We start from the raw sequence: 13,062 nt of genomic DNA, 5'->3' as shown, positions 1-13,062 counted from the left end.
CCTTCAAATACTCTAGAGATACACCGGACCCCGCATATATGGAGCAAATTTATTAGAAAATTGATTTAATGCTTGCCAAGACAGTCAGTACGCCCACAATAATGACAAAAGCATTGCTCATTTTCCCTCTGTATTTAGCTAATACAGGAACTTTACGGATGGCATACATTGGCAATACACATAGGATAGCTGCAACTAAAGGACCGCTGAGGGAATCTATCAGTCCAAGGATGCTTGGATTTGCATAGGCAACATACCAGCAAGTCAATACGACAAAAGCAAGGATCGTTGTCTTAACTGTTTTTTCTTTAATGTCTTTTCCGTGTGCTCTGCCGGACTCGACAATCATGTCGCGCATTACTTCATATGCTCCTACATAATGGCCAAGGAAAGACTTTGTTATGGCAACGAGAGCGATGATAGGTGCCGCAATCTTAATAATCGGCGAATTAATATGATTAGCAAGATAGGATAGAATTGACAAGTTTTGTTCTTTTGCCATTGCAAGATCATTTGGAGTCAAACTCAAGACACTGCTCCAAACAAAGAACATTACCACACCAAACGTCAGGATATAACAAACTTTTTGTATTTGAGCACATTTGGCGTCAGTAGCTTCTATTCCATAAGTTGCTCTTTGTTTCACAACAAACGACGAAATAATAGGAGAATGATTGAATGAGAATACAATAATTGGCAAGATTAACCATATCATTCCTAAATAACCTGTCCATGATGAAGCAGTAGGAACACTTGACAAGCTAAGCATAGACGTATTCCATTTTGGAATCAAAGATATTGCGATAAAAAGCAGAGAAACGATAAAAGGATAGACTAGCATGCTCATTACCTTTACAGTAATGTCTTGGCCAAAATTCAGTATACCGATAAGCCCGAGTACCAATACGAGCGATAAAATGGCTCTTGGCGGCTCACTCATGTGCAATTGATTCACGATAAAACTGCTAGCAGTATTGGTTAAGGCAACCGAATACATCAGCACGATTGTATAAATTGAGATGAAATACACTATGTTAAAAATTTTACTGGCCTTATTTCCGAAATAATCCCTTATTGCACCTGTAATTCCCTCTTCAGCAGAATCGGAAGCGTAGATCATTTTTGCCAGCGCCCTATGCGAAAAATACATGACAGGAAATCCAAGCAGGGTGATGAGTAGTAATGTTATTATTCCTCCTACTCCTGCATTAATAGGTAAAAACAGGACTCCAGCACCAATCGCCGTTCCAAAAAGGCTCAACGCCCAGGTAGTATCCTGTTTATGCCATTTTTTAGGATTTGGCGATTTATCATTTTTTTCTATAGTATTTTCTACTTCTAGTTTTCTAGCTGTATTTCCATACATGTTAGTATTCCTCCTGTATGCCAATTATTTAATCTAGTTGCTCTTCTCCTAAAATTCAATTCTTAATACAAATTCCTGGCAGGATTCGCTGCTTCCTATCAGCTTGAGCCAGGGTACAGCAGTAACAAATATTGTATAAAGGCTTGCTGCGTAAGGGCTTTCATTTTTAAGCAAAAAAAAAGGTTCCCTTTTACTTGAAGTACTAATTTACGATTCTAAGAGATTAATTGATGATATGAAAAATGTGTTGAATGACATTCCTGTTTGTTTGGTCAAATACACCACCTATGCATAATTTAGAAAAACCTCAGGTGCGCAGACTGCTCTAGAAAGATTCTTAACATCTTTCCCATAGCTGTTTTAACCCGTGGGCCCGTGAGTGTAAAAACTTTTAATAGACTGTTTTAAAAAAGTCATTTTAGAAATTTTTAGGAATAATTTATTATAATAATTATTTTTTATTACTATATGAACAAATTATCACATGTGCAGTAAACATGTCAACCGTAGTAATAATAAATTATTTTTATAAAAATTTTTTATTGCAACTTGGATTGTTATAAAAGTCTGATATAATTTTAGTATCAAAAGATTCGTTTAATTGAGAAAAATCATTATGATTCCAAGTGTGTGTTTAACGATCTAAATCTATAAAGACCAATGATTCTCTATTGAAGGAAGTTGTCTCGCAGAGGGAGGTATACGTAATTGGATAATGAATTATTTCGGCACTATCAAAATATAATGAATTATTTTGGGGAAATTTTGGGACCAAATTATGAATTTGTATTACATGTTTTAAATCCTGATGGGGGTTCCCATATCGGTCACATAGTCAATGGAGACTTAAGTGGAAGGTCTTTAAGCGGCGGCCCGTTAACCAACTATGCTAAAGAGTTAATCAATGACAAAGTATATTTAAATAAAAACCACGTTGTTAATTATGTGGGAGAAGGGCCAAGAGGCAAGAAATTCCGTTCATCAACGTTATTTATTAAAGATGGCCAAGGTCAATTGCAAGGCCTGCTATGTATAAACTTTGATGCAGATGCCTATTGGAAAGTAGCAAAGGATGTATTGAAGTTGGCCAATCTAAGCTTAGATATAAAGCAAATTGAAATGAACAATGATCAAGAACACCCTGTTGAAAAACTTACCGGTAATGTTCGTGATATCATCGATACAGTAATTGATAAAGATATATTGGAATCAGGCGCCCAACTATCGCCTGAACAGAAGAAACTGGCTATAGGCAAATTGAAGGAATATGGAGTATTTGATGTTAAAGGAACAATAAATGAAGTTGCAGATATAATGGGAATGTCGGAATCAAGCGTCTATCGTTATCTTCAAATGATATCACGCAACGTAAAATCAAAAGCTTTTTAACCTAATAAAAGTGCCTTGCACTCACCGAATTCCGTCGAAAATTTGACGGAAAATGGTAGTTGCAGGCACTTTCTATAATTATTCTCTTGTCTATTCTAATACCAGCTGCCCGCGCATTCAACGTGCGTTGTCTTCGGAAACATATCCACCGGCTGCATTACCTTAATGGTCTGCTCAGTATGTTCTTCCTTTACTCATTTTGACTAGCTAAAGATTGGATTACAATGCACAGCAATTGCTAAACTCCTAAACAGGAGCCCCTTTTTAAAAAAAATAATCAAGAATATTGTCAGAATATTTTTGTTTTCAAATATAATAAAAGTGTATATGATTAAAACTAACTCATTGGAAGGAGTGGATACTTATCAAATTATTTAAGGCCCTTTCCATTCCATTACTGCTTGTCTTCCTTACCTTCAGCTTTTCACAGCTCGGTGTCAAAACCCCCCACACGAATTCTCAGCTAAAAGCCGTCATAAACTTGGATGATTGGAAGGTAAAGACTCAAACAGACGATGAGAAAAAGCAGCCTATCACCCTTCAAATGCTCTTCATACTTACTCTTATCCTAGTAACTGCAGTGACTACCATCACTAACTTATCAAGAATCCCAGACAGGAAGTATACATTTCTCATCCCAATTTTTCACCAATCCAATTACGTGATCCCCTTTCCTCTCTAAAAACTTTTAAAAATAAAGGGAGGAATTAAATATGTGGATTCGCTTTGTAATGATTGGGTTATTTTCAATATCAGCAGCAGGAATGCTGACTTATCAAGGAATAGAAATCTTCCATGCGTTTATGGAGTTTTTTAAACAAAAATAAGAAAGCAGGGTATCATAGCTGAGTATTTAAGTTTTAAATTAGAAGAACTAAATTATTTCTGTATTTTTAGTCCAATTTCAATTGAATTGGACTATTTATTTTTGTTGCTATACCAAGGTTTGTATGGAAGTATATCTAAACTAGAAATAAAAAATAAGGTGGACGATTTTTGATTGATGCTCAAAACATCAAACGGGCAGTAGTGTCTGAAAATAGGGAGGAGCTGGACAGTTTGAGACTAATTTTCTTCTGACCTGTCCGAAGCCGTGGTGTCTTCGGACACAAGGTGGCTCTTTTTCTTCTGCTCTGTCCGAACTCGAGGCATCTTTGGACACAAGGTGGCTCTTTTTCTTCTGCTCTGTCCGAACTCGAGGCATCTTTGGACACAAGGTGGCTCTTTTTCTTCTGCTCTGTCCGAACTCGAGGCATCTTCGGACACAAGATGGCTCTTTTTCTTCTGCTCCGTCCGAACTCGAGGCATCTTCGGACACATGGTGGCTCTTTTTCCTCTGCTCTGTCCGAACTCGAGGCATCTTCGGACACATGGTGGCTCTTTTTCTTCTGCTCTGTCCGAACTCGAGGCATCTTCGGACACAAGATGGCTAATTTTCTTCTGCTCTGTCCGAAGCCGAGGCATCTTCGGACACATGGTGGCTCTTTTTCTTCTGCTCTGTCCGAAGCCGAGGCATCTTCGGACACAAGATGGCTTATTTTCTTCTGCTCTGTCCGAAGCCGAGGCATCTTCGGACACTAGGTGGCTCTTTTTCTTCTGCCCTGTCCGAAGCCGAGGCATCTTCGGACACAAGGTGACTCTTTTTCTTCTGCTCTGTCTGAACTCGAGGCATCTTCGGACACATGGTGGCTCTTTTTCTTCTGCTCTGTCCGAAGCCGAGGCATCTTCGGACACTAGGTGGCTCTTTTTCTTCTGCTCTGTCCGAACTCGAGGCATCTTCGGACACAGAATGGCAAAATTCCTTTTGCCCTGTTCGAAGCCGAGTCATCATCGAATAACGGTACCTGCTCCCCAGCACTCTTTGGCCAATTTTACATATTCCTCCACATTATATCTGGTTCTAGTTTGACTTTAGTAACAATTTTTAATCATTTTATTAGCCCCTATTCCAATTAATTGTATATCCAAAAACCTGATAAATGACATTAAAAAACCGGGCATCCATGCCCGGTTTTTCTGTGCTTATTCCTTCATCGCCGCAACTTTTTCCTTTACTTCTTCAATGTTCTTCATTTTGTTATCCCAGCATTTTTGGCTCAAGTCGACAGGATATTCTGCCGGATTCATAATCCGCTTGTATTCATCCCAAAGGGCATCTAAATTCTGCTTTAAGTAGTCGCGCGCTTCTTCCAAACAAGGTGCCTCATAAACAAGCTCTCCATTTTGAAAAATATCCTCATGAAGTTCTTTTGCAGTAAAATTGGTGACAATCTTATTCAAAAACGTATGAGTTGGATGGAACATACGCAGCCGTTTTTCTGGGAGTTTTTCATCTTCCATCGCAATATAATCACCTTCGGCATGATGATTGGTATTATTAATAATCCTGTAGATTTTCTTCATTCCAGGAGTGGTCACTTTTTCCGGATTGGAGGAGATTTTAATCGTATCCACTAATGCTCCCTTATCATCTTCAATCGCCACAATTTTATAGACGGCACCGAGTGCTGCCTGGTCATAAGCAGTAATTAACTTTGTTCCAATTCCCCAGCTATCAATCTTAGCTCCTTGAGACTTCAAGCTCATGATCGTATATTCATCCAAGTCACTGGAGGCGACAATCTTAGCATCAGTAAAGCCAGCCTCATCAAGCATTTTGCGAGCTTCTTTAGAAAGGTAGGCAAGGTCACCGCTATCAAGGCGGATCCCGATAAAATTAATTTTATCACCCAACTCCTTCGCTACTTTAATCGCATTAGGGACGCCGAGACGCAATGTATCATAGGTATCCACTAAAAAGACACAGTCCTTATGGGTTTCAGCATATTTATGGAAGGCGGTGTATTCATCCTTATAGGCTTGAACCATAGAGTGGGCATGTGTTCCGGAAACGGGAACCCCAAACAGTTTACCGGCCCGTACATTACTAGTTGAGTCAAAGCCCGCCAAATAGGCCGCTCTTGTTCCCCAAATAGCAGCATCCATTTCCTGTGCCCTTCTTGTTCCAAACTCCGCCGCTATCTCATTCCCGACCACCTGTTTAATTCTAGAGGCCTTTGTTGCAATTAAGGTTTGGTAGTTCACGATATTAAGCAGCGCCGTTTCAACCAATTGTGCTTCGGCAAGCGGTGCTTCGACCCGGAGAATGGCCTCATTGCCAAAGACAAGCTCGCCCTCTTTCATGGCGCGAATGGAGCCAGTAAAACGGATATTTTTCAAGTATTCAAGGAAATCATCGTGGTAACCCACTTCATTTTTCAAATAATCAAGATCTTCCTCACTAAAACGAAAGCCTTGGATAAACTGAATGACTTTTTCTAACCCTGCGAAAACAGCGTAGCCATTTCCAAACGGTAACTTTCGGAAAAATAATTCGAAAACCGCCCGTTTATTATGTATACCATCTCTCCAATATGTCTCTGTCATATTAATCTGATATAAATCAGTATGAAGTGCTAAACTATCGTCATGATATATATGTTTCATCATTAGACCTCCGGAATTTACAGCTTTTCAACATTATAGCCAAACTTATCATTAAAAAATCTATTTCACCACGGCTCCAAGCGATTGTTCGAAATGGCCAAGCGCCCACTCATGTCCCGCTTGATTAAAGGAGGCCACAGCGTCCTTGTAAACCACAATCTTAAAACCTTTATTATAGGCATCAACAGCCGTGTGAAGCACACAAATATCGGTACAAACACCTACAAGGTGTACCTCCGTAACTCCTCGTTCACGCAATTTAATCTCGAGGTCTGTGCCTGCAAAAGCCGAATAACGTGTTTTATCCATATAAGCAACATTATCACGATGTTTATTTTCTTCATAAACTCCTTGAAGTCCGCCAAATAAATCCCGGCCAGCTGTCCCTCTAAGGTTATGCGGTGGGAATAATTTCGTTTCGGGATGGTAGTGATCATCCTTGTCGTGTACATCAATCGCAAAAACAACATAGTCATTATTCTGGATAAATCTTTTGGTCAGCTCAATAATCTTCTCCTCAATCGCTTGACCAGGTACTCCACAGGTTAATGCCCCCGCATCCGCAACAAAATCATATGTATAATCGATATTAATGAATGCCCTCATACCCTTTACCCCCTCATCGTCTTTCATTTATTATACACATTTACCGAACGGCTCGAAAGTATAAGAGTATAAGGCAAGCAGAGGGCGTATAAAAAATAAAGCTCGTCCCATATGGAACGAACTCGTTTTTAACTATATCTTGTCCCTGGTACCCAGTCTGTCGGCCGATCATTCGGACGAATATCATCAAGGGGAACAAATACTTCTAAATGCCGGTAAAGATTCTCAAACTCTGCCGGCAGCAAGCCCCCAAATTCTCCATCTAGGTTTAACTGGACCTTCTCTTCGGAATAGACCTTAATCCGATTGGCCTGCGTATAAATGACATTCGGGTCATTCACATGTTCACCGCGAATCGCTAAAGTGGCAATTCGGACAAATTCCGCAAGGTTAACCTTTTTTAATATTAATAAAGAAAATAAGCCATCATTAATGGAAGCGTCAGGTGCAAGTCGTTCAAAGCCGCCAATGGAATTGGTCAGGCCGACTAGGAACATCATCGCTTCTCCTTCAAAAAGTTTTCCATCATATTCAATCCGGAGGTCTGATGCTTTAATCGAAGGAAGCATCTCCATCCCTTTTAAATAGTAGGCTAGTTGGCCAAGCATCGTCTTTAATTTGCTTGGTACTTCGTATGTAAGCTCGGTGATTCGCCCGCCGCCAGCAATATTTATGAAGTATCGATCATTAATTTGACCAATATCGACAGGAATTAATTCCCCTCTTGTAATGATGTCAACTGCAGAGCCTACATCTCTGGGAATATGAAGGGCCCGCGCAAAATCATTTGTGGTTCCTGCCGGAATAATTCCTAACTTTGGGCGGAACTCCTGCCCCGCGAGACCGTTTACGACTTCATTAATCGTACCGTCCCCACCAGCTGCAATCACCACATCATACTTGCGTTCAACGGCTAATAGTGCGGCGTTCGTCGCATCACCCGCACCAGTAGTTGCATGACAAGAGGCTTCATATCCCGCAACCTCTAATTTTTCAAGGATTTCAGGTAGATTCTTCTTTAACACTTCTCGACCCGAAGTTGGGTTGTAAATTAGTCTTGCTCTTTTCATCATCATCATCCTAATTTTTAAATACCAATTGGCTTCCTAATTCTCTATTCTACCAATTTTCTCCAATACTAACAAATATAATTACAAATCATAAAGACTATTATGTCCCTTAATATCCATTTACTATCATACCGCCAAATTATTTTTTTGCAATTAAAAAGCGGGCGGGCGTTGTCTTTTAAAGTCAGGGAAGTCATAGCTGAATTTGACTTTGTGGGTTACTGCCATGAAAAATCAGTGGGAGAACCCCCCCACTGATCTATCAGTTTGTATTGAGTCTAACATCGTAGGCATTGGTAATATGGATAGAATATTTACCTTCCCCTGATTGATAAACAGCGGTTTTGGACGTTACATTTTGCTCATTAGCTGGATCATCCTGCTGCTTTGACACCTGCCACTCGCCGTCTTTCCCTCTTATATTTTCAACTCCAACTGTGGCAACTTTTAGATTGCTATTCTTGTCGACATTTACCACAACGGATGATGAGTTGCTCTCAATATTCCAATCGTTCACAAGAGTACGAGGTTTTAAGGTGAGTGAATCATTGCTGCCGATTACCTCAAGCTCTACATTATTTGGTACTAGGAGGGTTGCCGCAACAATCCCTTGTGTATCGAACGGTCCAATTTCAGCTGGCAGCATCTTAAAGTTCAAATATAAGGTATCTCCCTTTTGATTGGCGACAATGATATCATCGGCGCTTTTTAGCAATTCCGCCCTTTTTGCCGTTTGGACACGGTATGTACCAAACATAGAAACCTCTTTGTCTGTTGTCGCTTCCACTGTCATGTCATAACCAACAGTCTTAACGACTACCCGTTTAATGGTATCATCGGTTTTATAGGAGAAGTCAGGCAATTCAAATGAACGAGTTTCCCGTGCCATTACCTCTTCCACCTTGCCCAAGACCCCCGTGGAACTTACGATGGCAAAGGCAATTCCAACCATGCCGAGCAGTCCCACAAAAAAAATACTCAAAAAATCATAGGTTAACATTGGTTTTTCCTGTCGAGATAGGAACAAGTAGAGGAGAATTTCAATTCCCAAAACGACTAATAAGATCGGCCACCATGCCATCATTATTTCAATCAGACTTAAGTTAAGAAATTTTGAAAAGAAGAGTAAAAGACCAAGAAAGACGAGGGAGGCCCCCATTGAAAATGTTCCAACACGCCAAGTTCTCATTAGTTTGACGCCTCCCTTCTTTTTCTAAAAAGGAACCCAATTCCTGCACCAATTAAGACGATACCCGCCATCTTGCTTCGCCATTTACTCATGGTTCTTCGCCTCCTTTTTTTGTTTACTTCCCGATAGCAGCTTGATTCCGCCGCCTATTAATAAGACACAAACGATTCCCGTCTGTAAATATCCCTGAACCCAATACATGATATCAACATTGATCAATCGATTTAAGATCGGTGATAAAGCCGGCAGCAAGACGTTCGTGATTAAATAATAAATGCCAAGCAGGATTAGCCCAATCCCAACCCATCTTTGATGATTAAGGAAGTAAGCGATAATTGGTTCATCTTCCAACTGTTCTTTCCCATACCTTGAAACCTTTTGCATCGCGTCGAAAAAGCTATAAAACCAGATAATCGGAATTAAAAACAAGAAAATCCCGAGTCGTAAAATATCTAAGATATAAATCGAGAAGAGAAACGCTGCCATCAATTGAATACCACGCCGTTGTAAGCCTAGATATAAGTGACCTGCTCCCGGGAAAATCGATAGGAAGGTAGCAATGGACTTACTCTTTTTCCCATCTTCCCTGCGCATTTCAAAATCCTCAAAAATGGTTCGATCGACTAATTCTTCACCACGCTGCTTTTTATTTACCTGTTGGACGGCGTCAAAGAATCCATAAACCCAGATAATCGGAAGTGCGGCCAAAAAGACCAGAAATTCACTGCGGCTGGAAAGGGCTGTCACAAAGATCACCATGACTGCCAGCCCTAAGAAAGAGGCCAGTAATGTTAGGCCCCGGTTCATGAGACCAATTTGAAAGTGGCCAAGTCCCGGAATAAACGACAAGACAATTGTGTAAAAGCGTTCAGAATCCTGGGTCGGTTTGGGATTAAGCGGATCAGGATTTGCCTCAAGCAGTTCTTTCTTTTGTTTGGATATTTGTACACCCATATCGATGAAACTAATCAGGTAAATGAAGATACCTAATAAAAAGGTTAAAATGGCTATCTCTGGATCATTGGTCATTAAACCTATAATCGTGACAAAGGCTAAGCCAACTACCAATAATAAATACAACACCCCGCGAAAAATCTTTCCGAAATAAATATGACCGAGGCCTGGAAAAAGGGATAATGTTAATGCCTTCGTCGAACTTTTCATTTCTTAATTGCCTCCTTTTTTTCTAGGGAATCCACCCATGCAAATGTTTTATTAATAACACCTTCCGTCACCGAAGACTTCTTTTCCTGAACTATCGGACCTTCCAATGAATTGGCATAGGTTGCCAGAGATTGGAACACCCCGCTAAACATTAATAAAATCGTCGCAGCCGCCGCCAGCAAATAATGGAACAACGCCTGCTGATAAAACGGCTTTTTCCTCGCGGTGTCAGGCACCGAAGCCACTACTGGCATAGTGCTAAGAGTTCGAATGGTGTCAGGCACCGATGGAACGGTTGACATGGTGTGTAGAGTGCTAACGGTGTCAGGCACTCTTTCCATGACGAGGTCGGTGAAGTTGCTTTCGCTTGAAAGGGTTGGAAGGGATGATTCATTTGCTGCTATTGCTTGCAGGTATTCCTCAAGGCATTGGTCACACGTATATAAATGACTTTCAAGTTCTTCGCGAATAGGATCACTAATTTCGTTTCTAACATATTGCTGCCATTCATCGTAACTGTAATGCATCATGAAAAATCGTCCTCCTTCCAATTCTTTTTCATCCAGCTCCGGGCCCGGTATAGCTTTGTCTCAATCGTCTTGACTTGGACATTTTGTTCCTCCGCCATTTGCTGATAGCTTTTTTCGGCTATATAGAAGCCGTAGATTACTTCGCGGTAATTTTCTGGTACTTCATTCAGTTTTTGGCGAACGAGCTGGCGCTCTTCCTGCTCTATAATTTTCTTTTCCACACTGTCCTTTGGTGTCCCTGCCCCTAAGACTTGAGTTTCAAGTGCGTCCACAACGTCCTCTCTTCTTCTTGCCTGTTTTCGTTTGACATCTATTGCATGGTTAACGGCAATTCGCGTTATCCACGTTTTAAAACCTTGATTTTCATATTGGGAGAGAGACGTGTATATTTTTATAAACACTTCCTGTGCCGCATCTTCTGCTTCCTTTTGATCGCGAAGAACAGCAAAGACGGTCCGGAACACATCATTGCGGTACTTCTCCACCAAAAGGCGAAAGGCATGTTCATTGCCCTCCAGCACTTTTTCAATTAAGGCTGTGTCACTAATGGTTCTCTCCCCCTTTCTTTTTAAGCTTTCACATGAATAGACGAACGATTTAAGAGATACCCCTACACTTTATAAAAAAGTTTTTATTTTTTTATCATACCATGCAACACACCACTAATTTGGTCATGATCTTAATCAATAAAAAAACGTGCGAGATATCCTCGCACGGTTCATCACTTATCTATTAATCTTAATATACAAACATTGCAGTCATGTGGAATCTCGAAAGGTTCTTCCGCTGCTAGAGTATCAACTAACTCTTGTAACGCTTCCTTACGAAGCTTCTCATCCACCCCTGCCAGCCAGGATAGCGATTCTACCCGGTCGACCCATTCCTGTTTCGAAAAACTGACTGTGTAATATAGCTTATAAAAGTCTCTTAGTTCAAATCCATTACTCTGCCACTCCTCGAACCATTCAACTGGAAATCCATTAATACGCTGCTTCGAGTCGGCCTTTGAACCCGCTGGTGTTAAGCCGCCTTCTACGTATTTATCTATAATGGTCAAGGTTTTTTTCACAACTACGGAATCTGATACAAAACCTGAATCGATCACAAGTAACGTGCCATTTTCCTTTAAGATCCGCCGCGTTTCTTGAATGGCCTGCAACCGGTCAAACCAATGCCATGCCCTCATAACCGTTACGATATCATAATATGAATCTTCTAACCCTGTTGTACTAGCCGTTCCTTGTAGATAGGGAATCTGAAAATTTTTAATAACATTCAGGTCCTTCGCTTGTGCGAGTAATTCAGGTGAAGGCTCAACGCCCACGATATCGGCTTTTCGCATCGCAATTTTCCTCGTTAACGCGCCCGTACCAGAACCGATATCTGCTACTTTTTTCCCTTCAAAAAAAATATTGCGCAGCCGCAGGCTATCCATTAAAGTGACAGGAATATCTTCTCTTGAACGCGCATAGCTATTAGCAACTTGACCGAAATCTATTTGTTTCATGTTGAGCGCTCCCTTTTCTTCCTTTTAGTGTTAATTCAACAAAATAATACCACTTAACTATGATAGAATGCTAATATTAAAATATCTTATTAAGGGATTGATGGATATGATTTGGTCGTTACTCCTGGCTTCTTACTTAATCGGAAGCGTCCCCACCGCCTTAATTGTGGGCAAGCTTATATTTGGTGTGGACATTCGCGAGCTTGGCAGTAAAAATCCTGGTGCCACAAACACCCTAAGGGTGCTTGGTAAAAAATCAGCCCTGTTCGTGCTGCTGATTGATCTTGCCAAAGGTGCCTTTGCAACATACCTGCCCATCCACTTTAACCTGGATGTCGAACCGCTTTACTTTGGGTTAATCGCTATTGTTGGCCATTGCTTTCCGATATTTGCAGGCTTTCGAGGAGGAAAAGCGATCGCCACCACCGCCGGAGCGTTGTTAATTGCTAATATCCCATTGCTGATCATTACGTATGTGACCTTTTTTGTTATCATCTTTTTGACGAAATACGTATTTTTCGGATCCATTTCTGTCGGTGTAACCATGCTTACTTATGCTTTCATTTCCCCAAAACTAGAATTAGAAATCATTTTTCTCTTATTTACGTTATTCCTAATTTACCTGCACCGTTCCAACATTCGTAATTTCATCTTAGGCATCGAACCAAAAATAAACGATAAAAATCTAATTAATGACCGCATCCCTCCCAAAAATGGCAATATTAAAATGTAAGAAGACCCTGGCAGAAAATCTA

12 protein-coding genes are annotated in these 13,062 nt (G+C 40.6%); 2 read left to right on the top strand and 10 right to left on the bottom strand.

Annotation, left to right across the window (positions count from 1 at the left end):
- Positions 1-52 precede the first annotated feature (52 nt).
- Positions 53-1,366, bottom strand: a complete 1,314-nt coding sequence (locus AC4E8C_RS02215) for an aromatic amino acid transport family protein (protein WP_490209903.1) — start codon at positions 1,364-1,366, stop codon at positions 53-55.
- Between the two features lie 708 nt (positions 1,367-2,074).
- Between AC4E8C_RS02215 and AC4E8C_RS02210 the strand changes: the two genes are divergently transcribed.
- On the top strand, positions 2,075-2,755 hold the full coding sequence (locus AC4E8C_RS02210) for a helix-turn-helix transcriptional regulator (RefSeq protein ID WP_490209902.1): 681 nt from the start codon (positions 2,075-2,077) through the stop codon (positions 2,753-2,755).
- Positions 2,756-4,777: 2,022 nt separating this feature from the next.
- Here AC4E8C_RS02210 and AC4E8C_RS02205 read toward each other — a convergent pair.
- The 9 genes from AC4E8C_RS02205 to AC4E8C_RS02165 form a co-directional block, all read right to left on the bottom strand.
- On the bottom strand, positions 4,778-6,241 hold the full coding sequence (locus AC4E8C_RS02205; RefSeq protein WP_490212441.1) for a nicotinate phosphoribosyltransferase: 1,464 nt from the start codon (positions 6,239-6,241) through the stop codon (positions 4,778-4,780).
- A gap of 60 nt (positions 6,242-6,301) precedes the next feature.
- Complete coding sequence (locus tag AC4E8C_RS02200) at positions 6,302-6,847, bottom strand: cysteine hydrolase family protein (RefSeq protein ID WP_490209900.1); 546 nt, start codon at positions 6,845-6,847, stop codon at positions 6,302-6,304.
- Positions 6,848-6,975: 128 nt separating this feature from the next.
- The gene (locus AC4E8C_RS02195; protein WP_490209898.1) at positions 6,976-7,917 is read right to left on the bottom strand and encodes a diacylglycerol kinase; all 942 of its coding nucleotides are present in this window, start codon (positions 7,915-7,917) and stop codon (positions 6,976-6,978) included.
- 262 nt (positions 7,918-8,179) lie between these two features.
- Positions 8,180-9,106 (bottom strand): hypothetical protein, encoded by a 927-nt coding sequence (locus AC4E8C_RS02190; protein ID WP_490209897.1) that lies wholly within the window; start codon positions 9,104-9,106, stop codon positions 8,180-8,182.
- Entirely contained in the window at positions 9,106-9,198 is a 93-nt protein-coding gene (locus AC4E8C_RS02185; RefSeq protein ID WP_490209895.1) for an LPXTG cell wall anchor domain-containing protein, read from the bottom strand. Before AC4E8C_RS02185 ends, AC4E8C_RS02190 begins: the two co-directional genes overlap by 1 nt.
- Entirely contained in the window at positions 9,191-10,270 is a 1,080-nt protein-coding gene (locus AC4E8C_RS02180; RefSeq protein ID WP_490209894.1) for a hypothetical protein, read from the bottom strand. Before AC4E8C_RS02180 ends, AC4E8C_RS02185 begins: the two co-directional genes overlap by 8 nt.
- Positions 10,267-10,800 carry an anti-sigma factor family protein gene (locus AC4E8C_RS02175; protein ID WP_490209892.1) on the bottom strand — a complete coding sequence of 178 codons (534 nt, stop codon included), beginning with the start codon at positions 10,798-10,800 and terminating at the stop codon, positions 10,267-10,269. Before AC4E8C_RS02175 ends, AC4E8C_RS02180 begins: the two co-directional genes overlap by 4 nt.
- A complete protein-coding gene (locus tag AC4E8C_RS02170) occupies positions 10,797-11,348 on the bottom strand; it encodes an RNA polymerase sigma factor (protein ID WP_490212440.1) in 552 nt (183 codons plus the stop codon). Before AC4E8C_RS02170 ends, AC4E8C_RS02175 begins: the two co-directional genes overlap by 4 nt.
- Positions 11,349-11,521: 173 nt before the next feature.
- The gene (locus tag AC4E8C_RS02165; protein WP_490209890.1) at positions 11,522-12,307 is read right to left on the bottom strand and encodes a class I SAM-dependent methyltransferase; all 786 of its coding nucleotides are present in this window, start codon (positions 12,305-12,307) and stop codon (positions 11,522-11,524) included.
- 106 nt (positions 12,308-12,413) lie between these two features.
- On the opposite strand from AC4E8C_RS02165, the gene plsY reads away from it, so the two are divergent.
- Positions 12,414-13,040, top strand: coding sequence for a glycerol-3-phosphate 1-O-acyltransferase PlsY (gene plsY, locus AC4E8C_RS02160; RefSeq protein WP_490209888.1), 627 nt, complete (start codon positions 12,414-12,416; stop codon positions 13,038-13,040).
- The last annotated feature ends 22 nt before the right edge of the window (positions 13,041-13,062 follow it).

It is taken from the genome of Neobacillus sp. SRL179 (assembly GCF_984799095.1).
Note: the sequence above shows the minus strand (reverse complement) of the source record. Positions and strands in the feature narration are given on the sequence as shown.